Annotated in this window: 23 protein-coding genes; 13 read left to right on the top strand and 10 right to left on the bottom strand. The window is 49.4% G+C overall.

Annotated features, from left to right (window positions below; genetic code table 11):
• Nucleotides 1–104 precede the first annotated feature (104 nt).
• The 6 genes from N836_RS63815 (at nucleotide 105) to N836_RS76745 (ending at nucleotide 7,418) form a co-directional block, all read left to right on the top strand.
• Nucleotides 105–1,208, top strand: coding sequence for a sensor histidine kinase (locus N836_RS63815; RefSeq protein ID WP_023075283.1), 1,104 nt, complete (start codon nucleotides 105–107; stop codon nucleotides 1,206–1,208).
• Nucleotides 1,209–1,328: 120 nt separating this feature from the next.
• Nucleotides 1,329–1,997 carry a LuxR C-terminal-related transcriptional regulator gene (locus tag N836_RS63820; RefSeq protein WP_023075284.1) on the top strand — a complete coding sequence of 223 codons (669 nt, stop codon included), beginning with the start codon at nucleotides 1,329–1,331 and terminating at the stop codon, nucleotides 1,995–1,997.
• A 122-nt stretch (nucleotides 1,998–2,119) separates the two neighbouring features.
• Nucleotides 2,120–3,961 carry an ABC transporter ATP-binding protein gene (locus N836_RS63825; protein WP_023075285.1) on the top strand — a complete coding sequence of 614 codons (1,842 nt, stop codon included), beginning with the start codon at nucleotides 2,120–2,122 and terminating at the stop codon, nucleotides 3,959–3,961.
• A gap of 93 nt (nucleotides 3,962–4,054) precedes the next feature.
• Complete coding sequence (locus tag N836_RS63830; RefSeq protein ID WP_023075286.1) at nucleotides 4,055–4,777, top strand: TrmH family RNA methyltransferase; 723 nt, start codon at nucleotides 4,055–4,057, stop codon at nucleotides 4,775–4,777.
• 272 nt (nucleotides 4,778–5,049) lie between these two features.
• The gene (locus N836_RS63835; RefSeq protein ID WP_031293809.1) at nucleotides 5,050–7,146 is read left to right on the top strand and encodes an FAD-dependent oxidoreductase; all 2,097 of its coding nucleotides are present in this window, start codon (nucleotides 5,050–5,052) and stop codon (nucleotides 7,144–7,146) included.
• Between the two features lie 119 nt (nucleotides 7,147–7,265).
• A complete protein-coding gene (locus tag N836_RS76745; protein ID WP_023075288.1) occupies nucleotides 7,266–7,418 on the top strand; it encodes a hypothetical protein in 153 nt (50 codons plus the stop codon).
• Between the two features lie 287 nt (nucleotides 7,419–7,705).
• On the opposite strand, the gene N836_RS63840 is transcribed toward N836_RS76745, so the two are convergent.
• Nucleotides 7,706–9,208: a cryptochrome/photolyase family protein gene (locus N836_RS63840; RefSeq protein WP_023075289.1), complete on the bottom strand. Its 1,503-nt coding sequence runs from the start codon at nucleotides 9,206–9,208 to the stop codon at nucleotides 7,706–7,708.
• A gap of 244 nt (nucleotides 9,209–9,452) precedes the next feature.
• Here N836_RS63840 and nblR point away from each other — a divergent pair, with 244 nt between their 5' ends.
• Both nblR and N836_RS63850 read left to right on the top strand, forming a co-directional pair.
• Entirely contained in the window at nucleotides 9,453–10,142 is a 690-nt protein-coding gene (gene nblR, locus N836_RS63845; RefSeq protein ID WP_023075290.1) for a response regulator transcription factor NblR, read from the top strand.
• Between the two features lie 59 nt (nucleotides 10,143–10,201).
• Nucleotides 10,202–10,735, top strand: coding sequence for a DUF192 domain-containing protein (locus tag N836_RS63850; RefSeq protein WP_031293810.1), 534 nt, complete (start codon nucleotides 10,202–10,204; stop codon nucleotides 10,733–10,735).
• Between the two features lie 59 nt (nucleotides 10,736–10,794).
• Here the strand turns inward: N836_RS63850 and N836_RS63855 are convergent, their stop codons facing one another.
• Nucleotides 10,795–11,946: a pyridoxal-phosphate-dependent aminotransferase family protein gene (locus N836_RS63855; protein ID WP_023075292.1), complete on the bottom strand. Its 1,152-nt coding sequence runs from the start codon at nucleotides 11,944–11,946 to the stop codon at nucleotides 10,795–10,797.
• A 241-nt stretch (nucleotides 11,947–12,187) separates the two neighbouring features.
• Between N836_RS63855 and N836_RS63860 the strand changes: the two genes are divergently transcribed.
• A complete protein-coding gene (locus N836_RS63860) occupies nucleotides 12,188–12,673 on the top strand; it encodes an ureidoglycolate lyase (protein ID WP_023075293.1) in 486 nt (161 codons plus the stop codon).
• A 146-nt stretch (nucleotides 12,674–12,819) separates the two neighbouring features.
• On the top strand, nucleotides 12,820–13,398 hold the full coding sequence (locus tag N836_RS63865) for a Uma2 family endonuclease (protein WP_023075294.1): 579 nt from the start codon (nucleotides 12,820–12,822) through the stop codon (nucleotides 13,396–13,398).
• A 28-nt stretch (nucleotides 13,399–13,426) separates the two neighbouring features.
• Here the strand turns inward: N836_RS63865 and N836_RS63870 are convergent, their stop codons facing one another.
• On the bottom strand, nucleotides 13,427–14,035 hold the full coding sequence (locus N836_RS63870) for a hypothetical protein (RefSeq protein WP_023075295.1): 609 nt from the start codon (nucleotides 14,033–14,035) through the stop codon (nucleotides 13,427–13,429).
• Between the two features lie 160 nt (nucleotides 14,036–14,195).
• Nucleotides 14,196–15,227: a hydrogenase expression/formation protein HypE gene (hypE, locus tag N836_RS63875; protein ID WP_023075296.1), complete on the bottom strand. Its 1,032-nt coding sequence runs from the start codon at nucleotides 15,225–15,227 to the stop codon at nucleotides 14,196–14,198.
• Nucleotides 15,228–15,399: 172 nt separating this feature from the next.
• Here hypE and N836_RS63880 point away from each other — a divergent pair, with 172 nt between their 5' ends.
• Nucleotides 15,400–15,621 (top strand): hypothetical protein, encoded by a 222-nt coding sequence (locus N836_RS63880; RefSeq protein ID WP_023075297.1) that lies wholly within the window; start codon nucleotides 15,400–15,402, stop codon nucleotides 15,619–15,621.
• Between the two features lie 135 nt (nucleotides 15,622–15,756).
• Here the strand turns inward: N836_RS63880 and N836_RS63885 are convergent, their stop codons facing one another.
• Complete coding sequence (locus N836_RS63885; protein ID WP_023075298.1) at nucleotides 15,757–16,233, bottom strand: universal stress protein; 477 nt, start codon at nucleotides 16,231–16,233, stop codon at nucleotides 15,757–15,759.
• 269 nt (nucleotides 16,234–16,502) lie between these two features.
• On the opposite strand from N836_RS63885, the gene ftsH reads away from it, so the two are divergent.
• Entirely contained in the window at nucleotides 16,503–18,494 is a 1,992-nt protein-coding gene (gene ftsH, locus N836_RS63890; protein WP_023075299.1) for an ATP-dependent zinc metalloprotease FtsH, read from the top strand.
• Nucleotides 18,463–19,023, top strand: a complete 561-nt coding sequence (locus N836_RS63895; protein WP_081716959.1) for a DUF3122 domain-containing protein — start codon at nucleotides 18,463–18,465, stop codon at nucleotides 19,021–19,023. The genes ftsH and N836_RS63895 overlap by 32 nt, the downstream gene beginning before the upstream one ends.
• A 144-nt stretch (nucleotides 19,024–19,167) precedes the next feature.
• Here N836_RS63895 and hypD read toward each other — a convergent pair whose 3' ends face one another.
• The 5 genes from hypD to nifJ are packed head-to-tail and all read right to left on the bottom strand — an operon-like array spanning nucleotide 19,168 to nucleotide 26,431.
• Entirely contained in the window at nucleotides 19,168–20,283 is a 1,116-nt protein-coding gene (gene hypD / locus N836_RS63900; protein ID WP_023075301.1) for a hydrogenase formation protein HypD, read from the bottom strand.
• A gap of 8 nt (nucleotides 20,284–20,291) precedes the next feature.
• Nucleotides 20,292–21,500, bottom strand: coding sequence for an ATP-dependent 6-phosphofructokinase (locus N836_RS63905; RefSeq protein ID WP_023075302.1), 1,209 nt, complete (start codon nucleotides 21,498–21,500; stop codon nucleotides 20,292–20,294).
• 31 nt (nucleotides 21,501–21,531) lie between these two features.
• Nucleotides 21,532–22,554 (bottom strand): dihydroorotate dehydrogenase-like protein, encoded by a 1,023-nt coding sequence (locus N836_RS63910; protein ID WP_023075303.1) that lies wholly within the window; start codon nucleotides 22,552–22,554, stop codon nucleotides 21,532–21,534.
• A gap of 47 nt (nucleotides 22,555–22,601) precedes the next feature.
• Nucleotides 22,602–22,733, bottom strand: a complete 132-nt coding sequence (locus tag N836_RS77950) for a hypothetical protein (protein ID WP_268744328.1) — start codon at nucleotides 22,731–22,733, stop codon at nucleotides 22,602–22,604.
• Nucleotides 22,730–26,431, bottom strand: coding sequence for a pyruvate:ferredoxin (flavodoxin) oxidoreductase (nifJ, locus tag N836_RS63915; RefSeq protein ID WP_023075305.1), 3,702 nt, complete (start codon nucleotides 26,429–26,431; stop codon nucleotides 22,730–22,732). Before nifJ ends, N836_RS77950 begins: the two co-directional genes overlap by 4 nt.
• Nucleotides 26,432–26,436: the final 5 nt, after the last annotated feature.

The raw sequence follows: 26,436 nt of genomic DNA on the forward strand, positions 1-26,436 counted from the left end.
GACTTGCATCTTGACGAAAAAATGTTGATTCTAGAGACAGGCGCAGATACCGCAGAATCAGCGTAAACACCACAGTTACCGGGTGAGGTAGGAGTGGATTAAACATGTACATATCACCTCATTCAACATCGGGCTGTCAGTCAGAGCTAGCATCCCCTGAGATTCGCCAGCTGTGTCAAACACAGATTGATTGTCTCAGCCAGCAGCTATCAGTTTTAGACGTTTGGCTAGTTCATTGGGATCAGCAGGCAAATCAGCATGATATGCTAACTTATCGGCAATATAAGCCGCCAGATGAGGCTATAGCGTCATATCTGGATTCAGAACGCTGGATTACTAAGAATTTACCCTTTTTAGAACTGATACCCCTATCGGCCAGTTCGAGTGAGTCTCGGGCTTATATATGTGGTTTACGCCAGACAGAAACCCAATGTGACTACCTACTGTTGTGGACAAAAGAGCATATTTCTAATTTCCAGAAAGACTTGATTAAGGAATACGCCCAGCTGCTTCAGCAATATCTCACCCTTCATCAGGAGCATCAACGTCAGCAGGCCAAGATCCAACTGCTAGAAGAGACATTACAACAGGCGGATCACCAGCTTCGCAATCCCCTGTCCCTGATTCATCTTTATGCAGAAACAATCGCCCGTGGCGCTGAAAACGAAATACAGAAAGGGCAGGCCGAGTGCATCCGCCAAACCGCTGAGATTATCTCAACAAAATTAGGAGATTTACTTAACTGCGGTCGGCAAGCCTGTCTTCAAAAAGAAAACCACAATCTGCTGGTCCTATTGCAAAATGTCATTACACTATTAACGCCGCAGCTTGAGAACAAACAGCTGCGGGTAGTAACGCCGGTTGAATCGGTTTCTTTGGTCGTAGATGGCTGGCAATTTGAGCAAGTTTTACAAAACTTACTGGACAATGCGATTCACTATAGTCCCCAGGGTGGAACGATTACCGTCGACTGGCAAGTGTCTCAGCATGCCGTATTGATCTCGGTTAGGGACCAGGGCCCTGGCTTGGATGGGTCCGATATTTCAGAACTGTTTACGCCGTTTTACTCAAAGCGATCCGGTGGTACTGGCTTGGGACTTGCGATCGCAAAAAAAATCATTTTGGACCATCAAGGCAGCATCGGAGCCGAGACTCTTCCCCAGGGAGGTGCTCAGTTTTCAATCTTTTTACCGCGCCAGGGAACATGAGTGATGGCCACAGGAACTGCTTTAATCCACTTTTTTTGCTAGATATTTACTTTCACATGCATAAAAGTCTCGATAGCACCATACTTACCAATATGTGTCACTTTTTAAAGTGCATCCGTTATGACTGATGCCATTTCCATATTGTTAGTTGACGACAACGCCGAGTTTAGACAAGGACTACGGACCCTACTTGGCTTTTACACCGATGGTCCCGGCACCTTTGAGGTAGTAGCAGAAGCTGAATCGGTTGCCCAGGCTATTGAAATGATTGAAACTTATAGTCCGATGATTACCCTGCTAGATATGGAGCTAGCCGAAGGTACTGGTGTAGACGTTCTACAGCGGCTGAAGACACTAGGCGCAGATACCCGCGTCCTCAGCCTGTCTGCCCATCGAGAAGATCGATGGATTTATGAAGCCATGCAGGCCGGTGCCAAAGGCTATGTTGCCAAGGATAAGCTAGGCAGCCAGCTCTATGATGCCCTGCGCGCCGTACTGAAGGACGCCGTTTATCTAGACCCAGAACTGGCCAGTGGTTTCTTTAGACTGTTTCATGCCAACCCAACCCGACCTCTACAAGCCGCTGAAGCCATCCGGTTAACAGACCGTGAACGCGATGTACTACACTGGCTAGTACAAGGTGCCTCCAATGAGATGATTGCAAAACAGCTGTACATTACTGTGGCGACAGTCAAAGCCCATCTAACGGCTATCTTTGAAAAGCTTAAAGTTCGCAGCCGCACCCAGGCCATCGTTAAAGCCATCAAGCTGGGGCTCGTTCAGGCATAGGGATGTCGGTAGTGGTGGAGTTTGGAATTGAGGTTTAGAACTATTAGCTGTGTTAACTGTGTTACCAAAGTAGAGGATCATAGTCAAAATTCAGCGCCTAAAATTCAAAAGTCCTTTTCCCAGTGCGTTCTACCTTCCCTAATCCCCTTCCCCGCCTGCGTCGCTACTACCAAGAAATTCTGAGTCTGCTAGGCAATACCCCTCGCCTTGTCCAGCTCGTTTGGTCAGCGTCGCCGGGCTGGCTGATGCTGAGTATTTTGCTAACCTTGGTTAGTGCGCTGGTGCCAGTGGCCCAGCTATACATCAGCAAGCTGATCGTCGACCAGGTGGTGTTGAGTTTAGACAATGGCGTCGCTGGGTTTACGGCTGACCTGTCATGGCTAGTGATCGCCGGGTTTGGGCTACTGCTGCTACGGGAGATATTGAATCAGTTAGATACCTACGTTAGCCGGGTGCTAAACGATCAGTTTTTGCTCCATGCCAATGTGCAACTGCTTCAGCAGGCAATGCAGCTCGATTTAGCCCACTATGAATCCGCTGAATTTCATGATGTCCTCAACCGCGCTCAGCAAAGCGGCAGCAACTATCCGTTGCGGGTGGTTGAAATCTTATCTCGACTGCTAGGGTCAACTACTCGGTTAGTGGGGCTACTCACCCTGCTGCTGCGATTTAGCCCCAGCGTCATCGGCTTGCTATTAGTGAGCGTACTCCCCACCTTGTGGGTAGGTATTCGATATTCCTATCGTCGATTTTGGATGAATCGTCGTCAGACGCCCTCCCGTCGCCTAGCAGACTACTTTTATGAAATTCTCACCAATCCCAAATACGTTAAAGAGGTACGGCTGTTTAACCTGGGAGAACACATGGTGGAGCAATACCGTACTATTCGCCATGAGTTTAACCAAGAATCTCGTCGATTAGCCAAACAGCAGTCTCTAGCTCAGCTCACCATTGAACTATTGGGGGGCGTCGGCTTTTATGGCGCTTATGGGTTAGTCCTGTGGCAAACGTTGCAAGGTGTCGTCACCCTTGGCGACCTCACCCTATATTCGGGTGCCTTTCAACAGGCTCAGGGACTGATTGAGTCCATATTACTCAGTCTGGCCACACTCTATGAGTACAACCTCTATGTCTCACAATATTTCGAACTGATTGATCTCTCACCTCAGGTAGTTAGCCCTCAACAACCAAAAGCTTTTCCGATGCCCATGAGACAGGGTCTCCGATTTAAGGATGTCTACTTTACCTATCCAGGTGCAGATCACCCTACCCTCAAAGGTATCAACCTGACAGTAGCTCCAGGAGAGTGTATTGCCCTAGTGGGGCTAAATGGTTCAGGAAAAACCACCTTATTAAAACTGTTAACCCGTCTTTACGACATTGATCGCGGTCAAATTGTTATTGACGAAATTCCTTTAAAGAGATTCTCTCTAGAGGAACTGCGCAGTCAGATTGGCATCATGTTCCAGGACTTTGCTCGCTATGCGCTCAATGTCCAAGACAACATTGGGTTTGGTGATTTACCCCAGCGGCAAGACATCGACTTAGTGAGCCAGGCAGCCGCAGGAGCAGGAGCTACAGCCGTCATCGAACAGCTAGAAAACGGCTATGAGACCATTTTAGGAAAAATGTTTTCCGGTGGTGTGGATCTCTCCGGCGGCCAGTGGCAAAAGATTGGCTTAGCCCGAGCATTTATGACCAATGCCCAAATCTTGATTTTGGATGAACCCACCGCCGCAGTGGATGCGATCGCAGAACACGATCTCTTCCAAAGATTCCGCCAGCTCACCCAGGGCAAAATGACCTTTCTCGTCAGCCATCGATTCTCCACCGTACGCATGGCCGACCGCATTGTTGTTTTAGAAGCAGGCAAGATCACCGAAGTGGGTACCCATGATCAATTAATGATCCAACAAGGCCGCTATGCCGAAATGTTCGAACTCCAAGCCGAAAGTTATACCTAATCATTGGCAACGTGACAATAAATCCTAGGGGCAATCCCTCGTGGTTGCCCTGAATCGTCCATCGCCATCCAACGCCCCATATAATAAATCCCCATGGAAATCATCTTTATCCTTGTTGATCCCGAAGAACCCGAGAATATCGGCGCAGCCGCCCGTGCCATGCACACCATGGGCTACAACGGCCTGCGTCTGGTACGCCCCCAAGCCGACCACCTGGGTGAAAAAGCCCTGGCCCTGGCCCACGGTTCCCAGCATGTATTGCACCAGGCGCAGGTTTATGATCAGCTAAAGGATGCGATCGCAGACTGCGACCTAGCCTGCGCCACCACCGCCCGTCACCGCTACGAAAAACACCATTACACCTCCGTGCGGGAGCTGCCAGACTACCTCAATGCCAAAGGCGAATGGCTACGACGCATCGCCATCGTCTTTGGAGGAGAGCGCTCCGGGCTCAAGTCTGCCGATATCGAAGCCTGTGACCTGCTGACCACCATTCCTCAACGCCAGCTACAGCCGTCAATCAACCTGGCCCAGGCCGTCATGATTTACAGCTTTGTACTATCAGCCGACCAGACCCAGGTCCACATTACCGATCAACGGCTTAACAGCGAGCCCATGCCTGCAGCAGAATACGCCAGTCTTAAACAACTGTTACAACAACTGATGGGACGGGTAGGGCTGCCAGAACGCTACCAAGGCTATGTCATCCAAGGCATCGCTCGACTCGAACGCGAAGACCTGTATGTAATTCACAAGCTACGAGCCGCATTTGATCATGCCCTAGACCAGGCTCTTACTGAGAAAGAAACCCGGTAAATATAAGCGGTAGCAAGATCAGCAAACACACAACAAACAGCAGCGTTGCCGGGTCAATATCAATAACAGGAGGCTTTTTAGACATGGCTTTTATGGTGATGATTGGATTTATATGATCTGAGGGTACTGCACCTGTGGAGATTGCACAAAACTACCCCAGGCAGACGACGGCAGTATCGGGATCAATCGCCCGATTTATGAAAAACTACGGATAAATTCAGCCGAGTGTGTCCCCCTCGATCCATGATGGAATGATCGTTGGAGTGACACCTATGGTTCATCAACAAAACGGCCTGCTTAGTGACGATGCTTTAACCCGCCCCTGGGACGGTGCTAACTATGACTGCTCAATTGCTGTCATCGGCGGTTCAACCGCTGCCTATACCGCTGCCCTGACCGCCCTAAAACTTAAGCTCGACGTCTGTTTAGTACAGCCCCAACGGATGGTCGGTGGCCAATTTACCGCCCAGGCTCTGCCCGCCTCTGACGATGGGGATTTACTACGCCACCAGGCCGATTTGATGACCGTAGCCGGTGAAGAATTTGCTATTTCCAAAAGCCAGCATCTGTTCCGGCAGCGGCAGCGACAGCTACAGCCAGTGGCCAGACGTGTTGTTGATGATCCAGGCGGCTCCTGGGTCTGTCCCTTGTCTACCACCCCTGTCGTCGCATCCACAGCCTTAAATGAAACCTTATTGCCCTATTTGAAATCGGGAAAACTCACCCTGATTCCCTACGCTGAACCCACCTCATTGGTTGAAGCCGCCCCCAGTGAAGAGAGTATGCGCCGGGTTATTGGGGTGATGTGTCAAGATACCAAAACCAAACATGCATTTACCGTCTATGCCAAAGTCGTCATCGAAGCCACGGACTTCGGCGACCTGCTAGAGATTGGTAATGTGCCCTCACGGGTGGGACAAGAAGCCCGCAGCGAGACTGGCGAGGCGATTCTGCCAGAGGATGCTCGCCCCCAGTGTCAACAGTCGTTTACCTTTGATGTCCTGGTCGAGCACACCTATCCTGGCAAGGGAGTCCCCATTGGTGCTCCCACCGAATATGGGCGAGTACCCTGGCTCAATCTGCATGAGTTTACCGGCGATTTTTGGGTCAAAAAAAACAACGTTTGGAAAAAACGGGATTTCTTTAATCCGTTTGGCATTTTTCGCTATCGGCGATTGTTACGACGTTCTTTAAATAAGAAAACAATTTCTCCTGGGGATGTGGCCGTCATCAATTGGGGAACATCAAGTCACCCTGAACGGGGCCAGTGCTGCGGCAATGACTATCGTACAGGTTACTTAGTGGGTCTAAGCCGCTCTGAACGCCAACAACAGATTGAACGAGCACGGATTCGCGCCCAGGCCTATATCCATTTTTTGCAAACCAATGGTGCCTCCGACCTCAAGCCTCGGGGAGACCTGACCTGGACCCAGGATGGCATTGCCCTGGAACCCTACATCCGTGAAGCCCGACGGGGGATTGCCTTAACCACCATTCGCCATGAAGACGTAGCAGCTAGCTTTTTTCCTAACCAGGCTCGCGGCCGCACCTTTAACGATACGTTGGGAATCGGCCAATATCACTATCTAGACTTGCACGGCAATTTAGTCGATGGTCATGTTAGCCCCAGAGGCAAAGATGTGATTGCCCTGCCCTTTACCCTACCTGCAACCGCCCTGGTGCCCATCGATACCGATGGCCTGGTCCTATCGGCCAAAAGTATTGGCACCACCCACATTACCAATGCCGCCTATCGCATGCATCCGGTAGAGTGGGCCATTGGTGAAGCCAGCGGCTTTTTGGCAGTCTTGAGTATATGGACGGGCAAACAACCCCGCGATATTGTGAAGGATGAGGCCCTGCTGCGCAAGCTACAAGGCTTTTTAACCCGGAATGGGATTCCCATTGTGTGGTTTGATGACATATCTTACACCGACCCAGATTTTGAAGCGATCCAGGTAATGGCCGCCGCCGGGATCATCACCAGTGAGAATGCTAAAAACTTACATTTTCGGCCCTACGGCAGCGTTAGCCGTGCGGTGGTGTGTACAGCCCTGGTTAGTCTTTTAGGACTAGAAAAAGCCACACCGGATCGGCCTTCGTTTAAGGACGTACAGCCAGGACAACACTGGGCCTACAGCGCCATAGAAACTCTCAAAGCCCAGGGAATGGTGGCCGGTGTCGGTAGAGAACGGTTTGCGCCGGACCAGGCGATGACCCGACAGCAGCTAGGATTTTTAGTCAAAAAAGCCATGCCCCAGAGCTATGACGATGCCTTTGTCCATACGCCCCAAGATCGGCGAATTGTTCAACGTCGAGATCTCTCGCGAGTATTTTATGAGCTGCTTAAAGCCAAGCTTGCTACTTAACAAATTTGGAGAAACAAAATGAGTTGCGCATTTGTGCTCTCAAATATCGGCCATTTGCACGTACTGCTAGATAGGCGAGTACTCTAGACTCCATGTATATGCACCAAGAGTTTTGAACTATGGCAACTGAACAAATGACAATTTATGTGCCGCCTCAGGTCAAAAAAGCAATCAAACAATTTGCTTCTCACAAGGAACAGTCTATGAATACAGTGGTGGTGGAGGCTTTACAGCTTGCGATCGCAACATGGACCAGCCAAAACGCCCTATAGCTCTGCAACAACACAACAGTATCAATTCTCTAAAAAGAGATTAAAGAATAATGCAACCAAACAAGAAAAGAGATGCACCCTCAACGTGTTTGTGTCCTGCTCATAAGAGCTGTTTGGTTGTATTTACACCCTGAGTTTCAGCTCAGAATCGTTATTGAGCTTTCTACGCTATGTCAATAATCATAGGAGAAAACGTTCTCCCATACACCAACATGTCCGTCATTCTGAGCATTCTTTATGATTGCCTGATGTAACCAGAACCAGTATTTAGGAGCCATGAAGCAAGCCTAAGGCGTCTGCTGTTCATGCCATTGACTAGCATTTTCTCGAATCTCAGCATATTCTTCAGCGGACATTTTATCCAAGTTTTTTAAAATAAAGTTCATTCTCCCCTGATTCTGTAAAATATCGCGATGCCGAGCTAGGAAATCCCAGTAGAAAAAGTTAAAGGGACAGGCATTCTCTCCTGTACGCAGCTTAGGATGATACTGACAGTCCTTACAGTAATCACTCATGCGATTGATGTAGTTGGCCGAAGCCGCATAGGGTTTAGTCGCCAACACACCACCGTCTGCAAACAGCCCCATGCCAATCACATTTGTTTGCATCACCCAATCGTAGGCATCAATAAAGGCCGCATGGAACCAAGATTCCACCGCCTGGGGCGATAGCCCTGCAATCAGCGCAAAATTGCTTAAAATCATCAGTCTTTGAATGTGGTGGTTGTAGCCAGTGCGTTTTACCTGATCAATGCTCTGGTGCAAACAATTCATCGGCGTATCACCGGTCCAGAAGAACTCAGGCAGCGGTTGATGGTGCTCAAAATAGTTCCCCTGGGGATAGTCTTCATCCACATAGCTATAGAGACCGCGCATATACTCTCGCCAACCTAAAACCTGACGGATAAATCCTTCTACGCTGTTGAGAGGTTGATCCTGTTGTTTATAAGCAGCCTCCACCGCTTGGATCACCTCCAGAGGATGTAAAAGCCCTAGGTTTAAGTAAGGCGAGAGCAGCCCATGCCAGAGCGTATCTTCCCCGGTCACCATGGCATCCTGGTAGGGGCCAAAGGTATTGAGTCGCACAGTAATAAAGTAGTCAAGTACCTGCAGGGCCTGGGCGCGAGTCACAGCCCAGCCAAACGGTTCTAAATCACCAAAGGTGTCTAACTTAGCCACCTCCTGCATCACCTGGCGAGTAATTTTATCGGGCTTAAACCATTGGGGAACCGGTGGATTGATCCCCTTTTTAGGCGGTTTACGATTCTCTTTGTCATAATTCCATTGACCGCCGACAGGGGTCCGCTTTTTCCCAGTGCCCTCCATCAGCATGCCGTAGCGCTTGCGGCCTTCGCGATAAAACGACTCCATTAGCAAACTTTTGCGACCGTCGGCCCACTGCTTAAATTCGGCCACAGACCATAGAAAATGATTGTTAGGAACAATGGTCAGCTGACAGGACAGGTCCAACCCATTGAGAAAACGCGCAAAGGGTCGATCGGCAGGCTCCATTACCCGCAGTTCAGTAATTTGGTTTTGTTCAACCCACTGGCGTAGGGGGGTCACAAAATCATCCGCAATTTCATAGGTGACGGCTCGCCCTGTGGCCTCTAGCTCAGCCGCAAAGTGCCGCATGGCCGACCAGACCAGCACCAGCTTTTGCCGATGGTAGCGCCGTTTAGTACTGTGCCCATGGGACTCGATCAAAATTATGGGGGCATTTGCCTCACTGGCCAATGCTGATTGATCCTGCCAGAGCTGATCCCCTAGTACCCAAATCCCAACGGTCATAAATTATCTTTGCGTTTGTATATATTCTTTAACTTATGGTGTTTGGATGAGCACGCGCTAGTATTTGCGTATAGCAAATGTTCCGATGCACGCATTGCAACTGCGGATCTGGGCTTTTATTGCTTATGTGACCATGGTTTGCCATCCCAACTGTGATGGAGACAATCGGCCTAAACGGTGGTCTGATGAGCGAATTTAAGCTAAAGTTTGCGCTGCATGTTACCCCAATCAGGAGGTGATCTCCATGAGTACTGCTGAAGCCACACCTTGTGTTTTGGTAGTCGAAGCTAACGAAGAATTGGCCCATGATGTCAGTAATGACCTGCGGGAGTCGGGCTACATTCCGTTGGTGGCTACCACCATCGATTCGGGCATTGAAGAAGTCCGTAACCGGCATCCAGCTTTAATTGTGGTCAATCGCATGCTAGCGGGTGAGTCGGGCTTGGATCTATGTCAGCAGCTGCGATCGCAAGGTGACCGCACCCCGATGCTATTGCTCATGGCCCGCGATAATCTAGACGACCGGGTTGCCTGCATTGAAGCTGGAGCCGACGATTATTTTCTCAAACCCTATCGCAGCGACGAATTTCTCGCCCTGGTCAGCGCCTATCTACAGCCCAGCGAACACGGCATTGAGCAACTCGTCTTTGGTGAACTTACCCTCAACGTTACCAACCGTCAGGCCACCCGTGGTAGCCAAGTCATCGACCTGACCATGAAAGAATTTGAACTGCTCAAGTATTTAATGGAGCACCCCCGCGAAGTCCTGACCCGCGAGCAAATTCTAGAAAACGTATGGGGCTACAACTTCATGGGCGAATCCAACGTGATTGAAGTATACATTCGCTACCTGCGCTTAAAGATTGACGGCAAAGGCGAAAAGCGTCTAATCCAAACCGTCCGCGGCGTCGGATACGTATTGCGAGAAGCGTAGGTGGGCGGTGCCCACCTAAACTCACCCAAAATCGTGATGTTTAGCAAAGGAAAACCAGCGTGAACAATTGGCCTCAGAAGCGATATTTTCCGGTGCTAATGCTATGCTGCCTGCTGCTAGCCTGCAGCAGCAACGAACCAACAGCATCCGCTGAAACATCTACTGCTAACGCTGCTTCTGATGCAATCGTACTTACTGGACCCGGCCAAGTGCTTCCCATTACAGCCCAAGCCACCATCGCAGGCGAAACCTTTAACCTAGAAGTTGCCCAAACTCCTCAGCAGCAGCAGCTAGGTCTGATGTTCCGCCAAGCCCTACCCGATAACCGAGGGATGTTATTTCCCTTTAGTCCACCACGACCCGCCCGTTTCTGGATGAAAAACGTACCAGTGGGGCTGGATATGGTGTTTTTGTATCAAGGCCAGGTACAGGGCATTTTTGAAGCCCCTCCCTGTGAGTCCGACCCTTGCCCTACCTATGGCCCGGGTAGGCTGCTGGTGGACAATGTCATCGAGCTGCGTATGGGTCGTGCAGCGGAGTTGGGATTAGAGGCAGGGGATCAGGTGGAGCTTACGTTTTTAGAAGATGGATAGCCGCTGGCTTCGACTTCGCTTAGCCAGCGGGAATCTCAAGGGAGCGAGCGAAGTCGAAGCTAGCGCAATACCTGGCTGGCTGCCGACACGCCGCTGCCAGGGGTAAAGCCTTCGTAGCCCAGGATTTGTAGGGTGGTTTCCAGGGAGGCGATGGTGGTGAGAATGTCGCGATCGCACACAAAGCCTAAATGCCCAATCCTAAAGATCTTGCCTTTTAGATGGTCCTGACCGCCCGCCATCGCAATATCAAACTGCTTACCCATGGTCGAGCGAATATCCTCAGAACTGACCGCATCGCCGGGGATAACGGAGGTAACTGCCGGGCTACTAAACTCGTCGGGAGCAAGCAGCGGTAGACCCAACGCCTTCATCGCCGCCCGGCATGCCTGCTTCTGACGTTCGTGGCGAGCAAAGATACTTTCTAAACCTTCCGCCCTCATCATTTCTAGAGCCGCCTGCAGGCCAAAGTACAGATTGACCGGTGGCGTAAAGGGCGTGCTGTTTTTAGCAAAGGACTTACGATATTTGCCCAGGTCCATATAGAACTTAGGCAGCGTAGCCTTCTCATAGGCCGCCCAGGCTTTTTCACTCACCGAGACAAAGCCCATGCCAGGGGGGATCATAAAGCCCTTCTGGGAGCCGGAGGCAACCACATCCAGACCCAGCTCATCCACCTTGAGATCGTAGGAAGCCAGACTCGTAACCGCATCCACAATGATGATGGCTTCACCATGGGCCTTAACATGGTCGTTAATAGCTTCTACAGGGTTGAGCACACCGCTAGAAGTTTCGCTGTGGGTGACAATAACCGCTTTGATGGCCTTTTCCGTATCAGCGGCCAGGGCTGCACCAAAATCCTCAGGCTTTAGGGGAACACCCCAGTCTTCCTGGATGACCTGGACATCGAGGCCAAAGGCCTTGGAAATTTGCGCCCAGCGATCGCCAAACTTACCGTTGCTGCCGACGAGGACTTTATCGCCAGCACTGAGGAAATTGATAATACCGGCTTCAACAACGCCAGTACCGCTGGCGCACAGGGTCAAGACTTCATTCTTGGTTTGGAAAAGCCATTGGAGACCTTCGTTGATTTCGCCAATGATTTTACTAAAGTCGCCGCTGCGGTGGCCGATGGGATGTTTGCCCATCGCTTGGAGGACTTTCTCGGGAACCGGCGTAGGTCCCGGAATCATCAGCATTGCTTTATTGTCCATGGGTCTAGGGGAGGATGTATCAAAAGTGCATTCCCCAGAATCGCATAAGTTCTGACGTACCTTGCCGCATTTTTGATGTGTTGTAAGGTTTGGGCCAAAGCCGGGACATGGGCAGTAGGCAATCGGGCAAATCTCGTAGGGGCACCCACAAGGGGATACCCGCCTCTGGATTAATTTGTCCTTTCACTGGACGCAATTTGGGATTGTCAGCAAAATGTAGGAGTTGCCCCCTTACGTCGCCATGGAAACTACTTTGCAACAGCTTCAGGCCCAACCTTTGACTGCTGAAGCATTTCGGCCTTTTGGACAGGTGCTAAGCCCCCAGTGGGATGGTAAACCTTATGATAAGGAAGACGCTCAGCTCAAGCTAGATGCGGGGATTCCGCGTTTTTACATCATGCAGTTGGAGCGTAAGGGCAGGCGGTTTGATCAGATTACGCGGCATCTGGCTTGCACGCAGTGTTTGGGGTCGTTGGAGGGGAAGGAGTGGCTGATGGCAGTAGCCCCCCCCTGTGAGGGCAGTACGCCGGACCTGCAACAGATTCAGGCGTTTAGAATTCCTGGGGATTGTTTTATTAAGTTAGAGGTAGGCACCTGGCATGCAGGGCCTTACTTTGAGACAGATGTGATTAATTTCTACAATTTAGAACTGAGTGATACCAATGTGGTGGATCACGATACGTGTGATTTGGGACAGACCTATGGGGTAAGTTTTGAGATTGTCTAACGAGTTAAGGTGAAGAGTAGAGAGTGGGCTTCGACTTCGCTCAACCTAGTGACAGTAAAGGGGAGAAAGTGAAGAGTGGAGAGTAGGGTAGGGGCATTGCATGCAATGCCTAAAGAGTAGAGTTTTGACAAAGCTGATTAACAACGATGATTGCGGTAAAAGATAATTCTCCTCAGCTTACTCCCGACGAATACTTCGTCTGGGAAGAGAAGCAACAGGAAAACTATGAATATATCGACGGTCAAGTCTATGCCATGGGCGGCGGCAGTGTTAACCATAGTCGCCTCGCTATTCGCTTGACGAGCCTATTTGACACTCATCTGGAAAACACTGGCTGTATTACTGGCAACTCAGACCTAAAGGTTAACATCGTCGAAACCACCAACTATACCTATCCAGATGCCAGCGTCACCTGCGATGAGCGAGATCAGACTACAACCCAGTACATTACCTATCCTTGTCTAATTGTTGAAGTGTTATCCGATAGTACCGAAGCCTACGATCGCGGTGGTAAGTTTAGACTCTATCGCAACAATCCGGTTTTACAAGATTACTTATTGGTCAGTTCCACCCGGATTGAGATGGATTTGTATCATCAAAAAGAGACGGGGGAATGGATCATTCTCAATTACAAGCCTGGCGATATGATCGAGCTAAAGAGCATCAATCTTAGTTTTCCCATTGAGCAGGTTTATCGCGGTCTAGTGCTGGATCAGGTATCCTGAACCTTGTGCTCTGGGTGGCGACAGTTGATCAGGTAAGAGCTGCTACGAGGATACGCATGAGATCGTCTAGGTCTTCAGGGACACGATAGCTGTCTAGACCTTGTTTAAAGTGTTTGGTGTTGCGATCTAACCAAGCAAATTGCCAGACGGTTCCTGTTGTGATGCCACCTAACAACATAGTCTGCTCAGGGGTTTTATCCCACTGGTCTAAGGCAGCCATCTCAGCAATGAGCTGGGTAAACCCGTAATCTAAGTCCTGGCGTTTGGCTTCAATAACCAGCAGTTCTGTTTGGGTTCTCAGCAGGTAGTCTAAATACCCCTGCAGCTGAGTGCTGACCTTAATGGGGTATTCAATCCGTAATTGGGCTTTGGTGTAGTGGACTAGCTCTGATACTACTCGCGAGATTAGAACCTCACGTCTTGAGGTTTCGCTGGCTAAGTCTACATATGGCAGTATCTCTTCGATACGGGCATGGAGTTCTTGAATACGGTCTAGTTCTCCTTGAAAACGGGGTAAGGCTAAGCGCTGGCGACTCAGGGTATAACCCAGCTCAATTGCAAATTCATCAGCCGGAATCTTGAGGTCAAAGATTTTACTGAAAGTATAGGACTGATCGGGATTAAGCCCTTGAGTCATGGTTTACTCCTTGATTCAATACGGGTTTTAGTTGGTGATTGTTAAGTAAAACAATAAAATCGTCTATGACTTACACTCTATACGAGCACTGGTGAAGTACCTACCCCTTTAGTAGACTGCAGAATCTGATTGCCCGGTCCCGAAGGCGATCGCGAACTGATCAGCAAATGCGGGGCAGTTGTTCACCGCTCAGAAAATCAAGAATGCGCTGGGAGCTAAGAGCATTTTTTATCATGACCAACGCCCTTTGGTCATCCACAACGTGACCAATGATTTGAGCTTGCGCATGGTGCTGTTGTAAACAGTCCAGCACGTCTGACGCTGCACTTGCTGGTACAAACGCAACAAAGCGGCCTTCATTGGCGATATACAGTGGATCAAGCCCCAAAATTTCACAAGCGCCTTGGACTTGTCCTTCCACAGGAATCGCTGCACTCTCTAGCTCAATAGTCAGACGAGCGGCCAATGCAATTTCATTCAAAGCACTAGCCAACCCTCCACGGGTTAGATCTCGTAAACAATGGACTGGCCAACGCTGCAGTAACTCAAGCACAGGGTCTACTAGAGGAGCAGAATCACTCTCAATCGTGGTTTCAAACGTCAGACCTTCGCGAGCAGATAAAATAGCAATCCCATGGCGGCCAATATCTCCACTGAGAATCACCGCATCGCCTACTTGGACAGAGCGGGGGCCGATAAAACCCCTGTGTTCCAATACGCCAATGCCTGAGGTATTAATAAATATGCCATCTCCTTTACCTCGATCAACTACCTTTGTATCGCCAGTAACAATCTTCACATGGGATTGTTGAGCAGCTGTCTGAATTGACTGGACTACTTGCCATAGGGTCTCCATCGGTAGGCCCTCTTCTAAAATAAAACTGAGGCTGAGATAGCAGGGTCTGGCTCCAGCCATGGCCAGATCATTAACCGTGCCATGAATCGCGAGGGAACCAATATTTCCCCCTGGAAAAAACAGCGGTGTCACCACATAGGAATCAGTAGTAAATGCTAGCCGGTTACCAGCCATAGTTAGACTAGCGGCATCATGCTGCCAGTCTGGCTCAGGCTGAAATGTAGCCAGCAGCATATCTTCAATTAGTTGGTGCATGAGACGTCCTCCCCCTCCATGGGCCAGAAGCACCTGAGGGTATTGCTGGAAGGGAATAGGACAGGTAACAGCAGATTGCATAACACTATCTTGATTTAACTTAATGATCGGCCCGGAGCTGCTCGCTAGAATATAGGCCAATTCTTTGGTTCCTCAGGAGTTCCTCAGGATATTTTTTTATGCTCTAAGTGGGAATTTAGTTTCATCCGCTAGGTTCTCTTCATCCTCTAGCAAGATGTAGGAGGAAGTTAGTATGTGGTCTGCATTCTTTACCGCCGTTGCCATACTTCTCGTGACTGTCAGAGTTTTTCTAACAGCGGATAAGCAATTTGAAGTTATCTCTGCAGGCCTCACGGCTACGGCCTGCGTGATGATTATGATTGGAGTCTCTCCCGTGGTGCTTCAGATGGTCTTGTTAGTGGCTATTTTTCTGATGGAAAACTGGCTCCTAGCTCAACAGCCCAAAATCAGTTGAATATATATCTAGATATCCTTGAGATTATGCGATCGCACTATCGATCATGTGGGCATGCATCCTCAACGTCGCCAGGTTGACCACATGGAGACGGTTGCAGCCAATTAGAACTGTGGCAGAACTATAGCCTCAGCCTCATTCAGCAGGAATCGCCAACACCGGACAGATGGCATGGTGTAAAACATAGTTGCTGATACTGCCTAAGAATAATTCATCTAGTTTGGAACGATCGGGCTGACGAATAACGATCAAGTCAGCTTGCCAAGTCTTGGCCATATCGCAGATAACGTGACCAGTATTACCAATATTTTGTGAAAATTCTACCTCTACTCCGGCAGCTTGCGCCTTTTCAGCCAGAGACTTCAGCATCTCTAATCCTTGATTTTCAAACTCTTCCCATCGTTGCCGATAGCCTTGCATCAGCTCATCTGTAATCACTGGATACCGATATAGGGTTGGATTCGGTAATGCTGGCGTGCCTTTCATCTCGGGAGAGATCACATGCAATAACATGAGGCCAGCTTGATTTTGTTGAGCCAGAGTCAAAGCCCGATCAAACACCATCTGATCCGTCATCGGTGTTTGGATCGGCGCAAGAATCTTAGAAAACATAGAACCTCCATCAAAGTGCTATTGCCACGGAGAAAACTCACGCCTAATATCATACCTATTTCTCTCACCTACAAAGTAACAATTCCCACAAGCAATCAGCAGCCATTTTATAAAATGTGACCTCTTGCCGCCATTGTCCAATAGCCATTAAATCCATCCATCCCATGCTCATAAGTTCCTCAAATCGCCTGTTTACACTAGAGACATGCAACGGATGCCACTGGGCATTGTGGCTACGCTAGCAAACGTGTAGATACCATGGCTTGCTCATGCAAAAACGTACTCCTTCTCCTCCGGTGAACCCATCACCAGACAAACCCAGCGATTTTCGGCCTAGCCTGATCAACCTGGGATGGCTGCTGGTTTGGCTACTGATCATGATGTTCACAGTTACCCGGATGCCACAACGTCCTAAAGAGGTGCCCTACAGTGAATTTCTCACCCAGGTTGAAAGTGGCGAAGTCGCAACCGTAGAAGTCAGCGAACATCAGATTGCATACACCCTCAAAACCTCTGCTGAGCAAACAGCAGACGAAGCACCAGCGGCACCAGAAACCTCCATTACGACACCTTTGCCCGCTGACCCCGATTTGTCTCGTATTCTACGCAACCACGACGTTGAAATTACAGCCCTACCCACCAATGGAGGTAACTGGTTTGGCGGCATCTGGGGTTTGTTATTCCCTCTATTAATGTTGTGGATACTGTGGGGAGCCTTTGCCAACCGGATGCAAGAAGGCCCGGCAGCCCTCAATGTAGGCAAGAGTAAAGCTCGAATTTACGCCCAGGGTAGTAGCCAGGTCACGTTTGACGATGTAGCTGGCGTGGATGAAGCGAAGGAAGAGCTACAGGAAATTGTCGGCTTTCTCAAAGATTCGAAGAAATATACGCGACTGGGAGCCAAAATTCCTAAGGGTGTTTTGTTAGTCGGTCCACCGGGTACGGGTAAAACTCTATTGGCACGCGCTATTGCAGGAGAAGCCAATGTCCCCTTCTTTAGTATTTCAGCCTCAGAGTTTATTGAAATGTTTGTGGGGGTGGGTGCTTCACGGGTACGAGATCTCTTTGATCAGGCTAAAAAACAGGCCCCTTGTATCGTTTTCATTGATGAGCTGGATGCGTTAGGCAAATCACGAACCGCTAATAATCCCTTTGCTAGTAATGATGAACGAGAGCAAACCCTCAACCAGCTTTTGGCAGAGATGGACGGGTTTGAGCCCAATGCTGGGGTGATTTTACTGGCAGCAACCAACCGTCCAGAAGTATTAGACCCGGCGCTACTGAGAGCTGGCCGCTTCGACCGACGTGTGGTGGTGGATCGACCCGACAAAAAAGGACGGGAAGCTATTTTGGAAGTCCATGCTAAGTCGGTGCATTTAGCGGATGATGTAACCTTATCGAAGCTAGCTGCCCGCACTCCTGGATTTGCTGGGGCTGATTTGGCCAACTTAATTAATGAGGCCGCCCTACTGGCGGCTCGAAAAAATCGAGAGGCGGTGACAATGGCAGATTTTAATGAAGCCATTGAACGACTGTTAACAGGGTTAGAGAAGAAGTCACGCATCCTCAGTGACTTGGAAAAACGCACAGTCGCCTACCACGAAGTCGGACATGCAATTATCGGGACATTGATGCCAGGCTCCGGTAAGGTAGAAAAAATCTCTATCGTTCCTAGAGGAGTAGCGGCGCTAGGCTACACTCTGCAGCTGCCAGAAGATGATCGTTTTTTGATGATGGAAGATGAGATTCGGGGTCGCCTGATGACGTTGCTAGGGGGACGGGCTGCTGAAGAACTGATTTTTGACCGGGTTTCGACAGGAGCTAGTGATGATATTCAAAAAGCAACTGACTTAGCAGAACGCTGCATCACCCTCTATGGTATGAGTAAAATTCTGGGACCTGTAGCCATAGAACGTCCTCAGGCTCAGTTTTTAGAAGGACTCTCACAACCACGTCGTCCTATTAGCCCTCACCTCTCAGAAACAATTGATCGAGAAATTAAAGAATTGATTGATCAGGCTTATCAAAGGGCTCTAGAGCTGCTGGTAAGAAATCAAGATGTTTTAGAACGCATGGCTCAGCAGCTTCTAGAAACAGAAACTCTAGAGGGTGATACGCTAAAAACACTGTTATTAGAGATTCAGCCATCTACGGGTCTGCAATCCTGGCTAAACCCAGGACATCAGCGGCTACAGGCACTATCGAATAACTCACGAGGAGATCGACAGTATGAAACACCCTATCAGCTCAGACCATCATAGCTTTACTCAAACTGTCATGAAGCTAGTAGTCATGCTAGGCCTCACCCTCTTGCTTGTACTCCTATGGTCTGCGCCTGTAGCTTTAGCAAAAGTACAGTTTTTGAAAGAAGCCGATCAATGGGTTTATCAATCACAACAGACGCTCACCGATACGATGGGCAATAGTTGGGAGATCACAGCACTAAAACCCATGGAACAGCCTAGAGCAGGAGTTTATTTGTGGTTAACAACCCAGACCGATAGCATCCATCTTGATGCAACTCAACCTTTGATAGTCAAGACCAATTCAGGAGAAGAATTAAGTGCCTCCAACCTGACTCGGCAACATTTTATCGGTGACTTACCAGCCTCAAATATTGCCCAGTACGATATCCGTCCACTACTGCCATACCTTCAGGATACGCACTCCCTAAAACTACAGCTATCCACTAAGACAAGAGATGACGTCAATATCTTGATTCCCCATGATGTTTTAGAGGAGTGGTTAAATGTAGGAACTTGCCAGAGTTTAATCTGTGCTGATTCATAATGCTTCGGTCCACATTGAGATTGAGGTTGTGAGGTGCAGCTTTAAGTGGAGAGTTGAATTCGTCGCTTATCTTTACTGTAGTCTCTCATCCAACGATAACTAGATAACGAAGTTGAGAAACTTATGAGCCTACAGTGGCCAATATCAATTGAATGCAACCGCACGATAGCGATGATAGGCAGCACAGGCTCCCTCGGAAGAAACCATCGGTGCACCGAGGGGATGTTCTGGGCAGCACTGCGTCCCAAAAGCAGGACACTCATGGGGCTTTTTTAGCCCCTGTAGGATGAGGCCACTGATGCAGGTATTGTTAGAGGGAGTAAGGGCGTGGAGGAGTGGGAGATTGGGTAGCCGATCGGCAAACCGTAATTGGGCATCAAGGTCAGCGTAAGGTTTCCGTAACCCCAAACCACTTTGGGCGAGAGTACCTAGACCTCGCCATACCCGAGGCATAATCTGAAAGACTTCGTTCATCAGCTGCTGTGCTGGTAGATTCCCTTGAGGTTGAACAGATCGGCCATATTGATTTTCCACCTGTGCATGGCCGGTTTCTAGCTGCTTCAGGCACAGATACACCCCCTGCAAAATATCAACCGGCTCAAACCCAGTCACCACAATGGGAGTGTGATATCTTGCTGCAATCTGATGATATCCTGCATATCCTGTCACCGTACACACATGACCTGCGGCTAAAAACGCCTGGACCTGACAATCAGGTGATGACAAAATCGCCTCCATGGCAGGGGGTACCAATACATGGGCGAGCAACACCGAAAAGTTGTTAACCTGCTGCTGGTGGGCCTGATAGACGGCCATGGCCGTGGCTGGCGCTGTGGTCTCAAACCCCACGGCAAAAAATACCACCTGTCGGTCTGGATGCTTACGGGCTAACGTTAGCGCATCTAGCGGAGAGTACACCATGCGTACATCTCCGCCCTGGGCTTTGACAGCCAATAAATCCGTTGACGTGCCGGGTACTCGCAGCATGTCACCATAGGAGCAAAAGATAATCTCGGGCTGGGCTGCCAGGGTAAGTGCCTGATCGATAATAGTCATATCGGTCACACAGACCGGGCAGCCAGGACCATGAATTAAGGTGATGCTTGGGGGCAGCAGCTGATCAAGCCCATATTTGATGATGGTATGGGTTTGACCGCCACAGATTTCCATCAGAGACCAGGGACGAGTAACTAGGGCAGAAATCTCTGCGACATAGTCTTGAACCACAGCCTCATCTCGGTATTCACTGACATATTTCATCGGTCACGTTAGCGGTTACGTTGCTCTGTCACCATCATGGTCTCAGCTAGCCGAACGGGCTCACCGATATAAATACCCAGATCCTGTGCTGTTTTCACCCAAGGATCGCCCAAGGTGACTGGGCTGGGACAAACAGCTGCTTGATGTTGTTGTTTGATAAAAGGTATTACCTGATCGAGGGGCTTACTGTCCGCCTGCCCATGGGACCAAATGACCATCTGCTGATACTGTTCATCTGCAATTAAATCTACTGCCTTACAACCAAAGGCGGCGGCAATTAATCGATCTAAGGATGACGGGACACTGCTGCGCTGAATATGCCCCAGGGTTGTTGCTCGGGTTTCCACATCCTGTAAATGGCAAACGTTGATTAACGCTGTGGGTGATTTGGCCTGACAGAGGCGCTGGGCATGGGCTTGAATCTGTTGTGCCAGGGTATCACCGATGTATTTTTCTTTCGCACCTAAATGATTATGCACCCCTTCTGCTACCACCACTAGAGCAAACTGCCGGTCAACCTGCCGCAGCTGTACTAACTGTTGGCAGATGCCATCCAATACGTTTTCAGTAATTTGTGGGGTTAATTCTGGGATCAAAATCACATCAGCTCCCCCGGCAATACCAGAGCGGAGTGCCAAATGACCGGCATCGCGCCCCATCACCTGAGCCACAATAATGCGGCTATGACTAGCAGCCGTAAACGTAAGATCGTAAAGTGCACGGGTAATAGTATCAACGGCGGTGTCAAACCCCAGTGCTTGTTCAGTAAATGGAATATCATTATCAATGGTTTTGGGGATGGCAATCCAGTTCCAATGTCCTCGCTGAGCCAAGTCAGAAATAATATCCAGGCTGCCATCACCGCCAAGAGCGATCAAGGCATCTAAGCCTAACAAACGATAGCCCTCTAAAATCTCACGAGCATTGTCAGGGTCGCTGGGATTGCCTTTATTTAGAGCACCGAGAATACTGCCACTGAGAAACTGGAGAATATCCACACCACGCAGTAGACCTGGAATATCAAACCCATGGTCTCGCAGCTGAAAATCTTCAATAGTACAGCGGCCTTGCTCTAAATTGATTAGACCTTGGGTGCCGTAGGGAATACCGTAAACCTGCCAGCCGCGTCTGGTTGCACTTTTAACTACAGAGCGAATCACAGCGTTGAGTCCAGGACAATCACCACCACTCGTGAGAATACCAATTCTTTTAGTCACAGTTGAGAAAAATATAAAAGAGTAAAATCAATTATGGAGCCAGATGAATGGATAGTTGTTGAGGTCGATAGCTCTGTAACGATTTGATATACTGTGCTCGCTCAAAGGCACTGGGGTCAGGACAGTTAATCTGGCTCATACTGCCCTTTAGCTGACTGAGGGAACTATACTCATGGTCCTGTAACCACTTGCGTAGCTCCTGGTCAACGGTGCGTAGATGATCAATCCCATGATTCAACAGTGCGCTTACCATCATGGTTACATCAGCCCCTGCCATCAACAGTTTGATCACATCTTCAGCATGGTGAATACCCCCCGTTGCGGCAAAATCTACCGGAATGGTGCCATAGAGAATGGCAATCCACCGTAAGGGTAACCGTAAGTCTTGAGAGGTACTGAGCAACACATGGGGATAGACTTCCAGGGTGTCGATATCAATGTCAGGCTGATAGAAACGATTAAACAGCACCAGACCATTGATTCCGGCCTGGGAGAGACTATGGACAAAGTTGGCCAAATTTGTAAAGTAGGGGCTTAGTTTGACCGCAATCGGTAGATCAACGCTATGGGTGACCGAATGCACGATGTCTAAATACGCCTGTTCAATTTGGGCGGCTGTCATACTGACATCTGTTGGCACAGCATAGAAATTGAGTTCTAACGCATCAGCTCCAGCAGACTCAATTTGCTTGGCATAGTCGGCCCAACCATCAGTGGTCGTACCGTTGAGACTGGCAATAATGGGAATATCTAATTGTTGTTTAGCGGTTTGAATGTGTTCTAAATAGGCTTCAGCGCTGACATGAAACAGAGGCCGCTGGGGAAAGTAGGTCAGCGCCTCTCCATAGCTCTCGGTTCCCTGGGTCAGATAGTAGTCGAGTTCAAAGCGATCTTTATGTAATTGTTCTTCAAATAGAGAATGCAGCACAATCGCCCCTGCGCCAGCATCTTCTATCTGGCGAAGATTGCTGAGATTTTCGGTAAGGGGGCCACAGGCACCGACTACTAGGGGAGAACGCAGGGGCAGACCAAGGTAGGTGGTGGAGATGTCCATAGTGTGAATCATTGATGAGACTATAGGAAACACAGAGTATTAGGACGTCAAAGCACATATACGGGGCTGAGTAAATTTGGTTCCTGGCTGACCCACAGAGCCCACAGTAGAGCGATTAAAGCCAATAGCCACCATTTCAAGGGTTTCCATCTAAGGGGATTGACGCGAATGTTAATCATGGTTTTTCCTCTCCTAATGAAGCTAAATATTGATATAGGTGCCACCGGGTTTGCACGTCTTGTTGGGCCTGCTGTAACAATTCTTTGGCAACCTGGGGCTGGCTGTGAACTAGCATTTTGAAACGATTTTCGGCATACATGGACTGTTCTAGCGGTAGCTTCGGCGCACGGCTATCAACAATCAGAGGATTTTCACCAGCCAAGTGACGACGTGGATCATAACGGTATAGCAGCCAGCGACCGGAATCAACTATTGATTTTTGATGTCCCATGGCAGTGGACATGTTGATACCGTGGGCAATGCAGTGGGCATAGGCAATGATCAAAGAGGGGCCATCATAGGACTCGGCTTCTAGAAAAGCTTTGAGGGTGTGTTCATCGCGGGCCCCCATGGCTACACTGGCTACGTAGGCATGGCCATAGGTCATAGCCATTAGACCTAGATCTTTTTTCGCTGTTGTTTTACCACCGGCTGCAAACTTGGCTACAGCGGCTCTGGGTGTAGCCTTAGATTGTTGACCACCAGTATTGGAGTAGACTTCTGTATCGAGAACAAGGATATTAATGTTGCGATCGCAACTTAGCACATGATCCAATCCACCGTAGCCAATATCATAGCCCCAGCCATCACCCCCCACAATCCAGACACTCTTTTTCACAAGATAGTCCGTCAGAGGCAGCAGCCGTTGGATCATCTCCTTCAGCTCTAAGGAAATCTCTTGCTCAATCATTTCCCCTAAAATTTCTTTGAGATGACCGACACGTTCCCGCTGCTCTGCAATATCCGCCTCATCTTTTTGCGATGCCTGCAAAATTTGCTGAGCCAGTTGCTCCATCGGAGAAAAGCCAACTTCCACCACCATCTCTGAATCGACCTGCTGCAGAAGTTGAGCGGCATAGTCTGCCTGCTTATCAATCGACACCCGGAACCCCAAGCCAAATTCCGCATTATCTTCAAACAGTGAGTTGGACCAGGCCGGTCCACGCCCCTCTGCATTATGGCTCCAGGGCGTGGTGGGTAAGTTGCCACCATAGATAGAAGAACAGCCGGTGGCATTGGCTACCAGTAAGCGATCGCCAAACAGCTGGGTGAGCAGTTTAAGATAGGGCGTCTCACCACAGCCAGCGCAAGCACCCGAAAATTCAAACAAGGGTTGCTGCATTTGCTGTTGACTAATCTTATGGAGATTGAGTTGCTGTCGATCGGGATCAGGCAGATTGAGAAAGAACTCCCAATTAGGTTTCTCCTGCTGTCGTAAATCAACAACCTTATGCGTGCCATTGGCCGAGGCCTTCTGATAGACAGGCGTCATATTGATCGCCTTATGTCGAGGAATCGACTTATTCCTGGCCGGACAGACATCAACACAGACACCACACCCAGTACAATCTTCAGCCGCTACCTGGAGGGTAAATTCTTGTCCTGACCACTCGCGAGCGGGGGTGTGCTGAAAGTTCTCTGGGGCTCCATCTAATGCCTCAGGTTGGTACACTTTGCCACGAATAACGCCATGGGGACAGGCCATCACACACTTACCACATTGAACACAGACATCCGGGTCCCACACAGGAATCGCCTGAGCAATGTTGCGTTTCTCCCACTGAGCCGTGCCTGTCGGATAGGTGCCATCACAGGGCAACGCACTCACAGGAATGGTATCCCCCTGGCGCTGCATCATCTTGCCAAGAACAGTTTTTACAAAATCAGGTGCTGTATCGGGTACTGGAGAGTTTAGTGGTGGAACCTGACTGTTCTGTTGGCTACTCTGTTGGCTGCTCTGCGTTGCTTCTGGCAAAGGGATCTTATACAGATTTTGCAGGGTTTGCTCCACCGCATCCAGGTTCATCGATACAACTGAGTCACCTTTTTTGGCATAGGTTTTGGTAATCGATGCCCGAATGGCTTTAACCGCTTCAGCGGTAGGCAAAATCTTTGATAGAGCAAAGAAACACGTCTGCATCACCGTATTAATCCGACCGCCTAAACCAACAGCGCGGGCCACATCATAAGCATTAATGGCATATACCTCAAGCTGTTTTTGCAGAATCTGGATCTGGATGCGTTTAGGGAGCTGATTCCATATTTGGTCGAGCGCATAGGGAGCATTTAACAACAATGTGGCTCCTGGCATCGCTGGACCTAAAATATCAAGCTGGTCTAAGAGCATCCATTGGTGGCAAGCAATAAAATTTGCCTGATTAATCAGGTAAGGAGCATGGATCGCATCAGAGCCAAAACGCAGGTGAGAGATGGTCACCGAACCCGACTTTTTCGAATCGTAAACAAAGTAACCTTGAGCACAGTTGTTTGTGGCCTCACCAATAATTTTGATCGTATTTTTATTAGCGCCTACTGTTCCATCTGAACCTAGACCGTAAAAAATGGCACGGATAGTTTGGTCTGACTCGATTGAAAAGGTCTCATCGTAGTTCAAACTGCTGTAGGTAATGTCATCGTCAATGCCAATGGTAAAGTGGTTTTTGGGCTCTTTTTGATTATGTTGAAATCCATCTAGTAAAAGATTATCAAAAACAGCCTTAACCATGGCCGGGGTAAATTCTTTAGACGATAGGCCATATCGTCCCCCTACAATCATCGGCAATGCATTATCGATGGTGGTAAATCGCTCCTCTAGGAGGGCTGTCAGCACATCTAAATACAGCGGTTCCCCGACACTCCCTGGTTCCTTTGTCCGATCTAACACACTGATTGCCTTGACGGTTTTGGGTAGCACTGCGACAAACTTTTGGGCATCAAAGGGACGATAGAGTCGTACCTTGACCACACCGACATTTTCTCCCACCTCATTGAGGGCATCCACCGTTGCCTGAACCGTTTCACAACCAGACCCCATTAGCACCATCACCCGTTCTGCATCAGGAGCACCATAATATTGAAACGGCTGATATTGTCGACCTGTGAGCTGGGCAAATCTGTTCATGGCTTGCTCAACAATATCCACACAGCGAGGATAGTAGGGATTCACGGCTTCTCGGGCCTGGAAGAAGACATCGGGATTCTGTGCTGTCCCTCGAATCACTGGATGGTCCGGACTCAGAGCCCGTTGACGATGTTGGGTAATCAGTTCGTTATCGATTAGAGAACGCAAACTCTCATCGGAAAGGGTATCTATTTTTTGAATTTCATGGGAGGTGCGGAAACCATCGAAAAAGTGAATAAAGGGAACCCGGCTGGCAAGGGAGGCAAGGGTTGCGATCGCAGCCATATCCTGAGCTTCCTGCACTGAGGCCGAACACAGCAGGCCAAACCCGGTACTGCGAGCCGCCATCACATCGCTATGGTCACCAAAAATTGACAGCGCCTGGGCCGCCACCGACCGTGCCGCGACATGAATCACACAGGGTGTTAGCTCCCCGGCAATCTTATATAGATTAGGCAACATTAACAGCAGTCCCTGAGAGGCCGTAAATGTTGTCGTCAGTGCCCCTGTCTGCAAGGAACCATGGATGGCTCCTGCCACTCCCCCTTCACTCTGCATTTCTATAATGGTGGGTACTGTACCCCACAGATTAGGCTTTTTGCCAGCCGCCCAGGCATCGGCCCATTCTCCCATCGGTGAAGCCGGGGTAATCGGATAAATCGCAATTACTTCATTTAACGCATACGCCACCCGGGCAACGGCTTCATTGCCATCCAGTGTGGCAGCGGGGGGCTGGTGCAATAGGGTGGTCGTCATCGGTT

Origin of the sequence: Leptolyngbya sp. Heron Island J (assembly GCF_000482245.1) — a bacterium.
GTDB lineage: Bacteria > Cyanobacteriota > Cyanobacteriia > Phormidesmidales > Phormidesmidaceae > Leptothoe.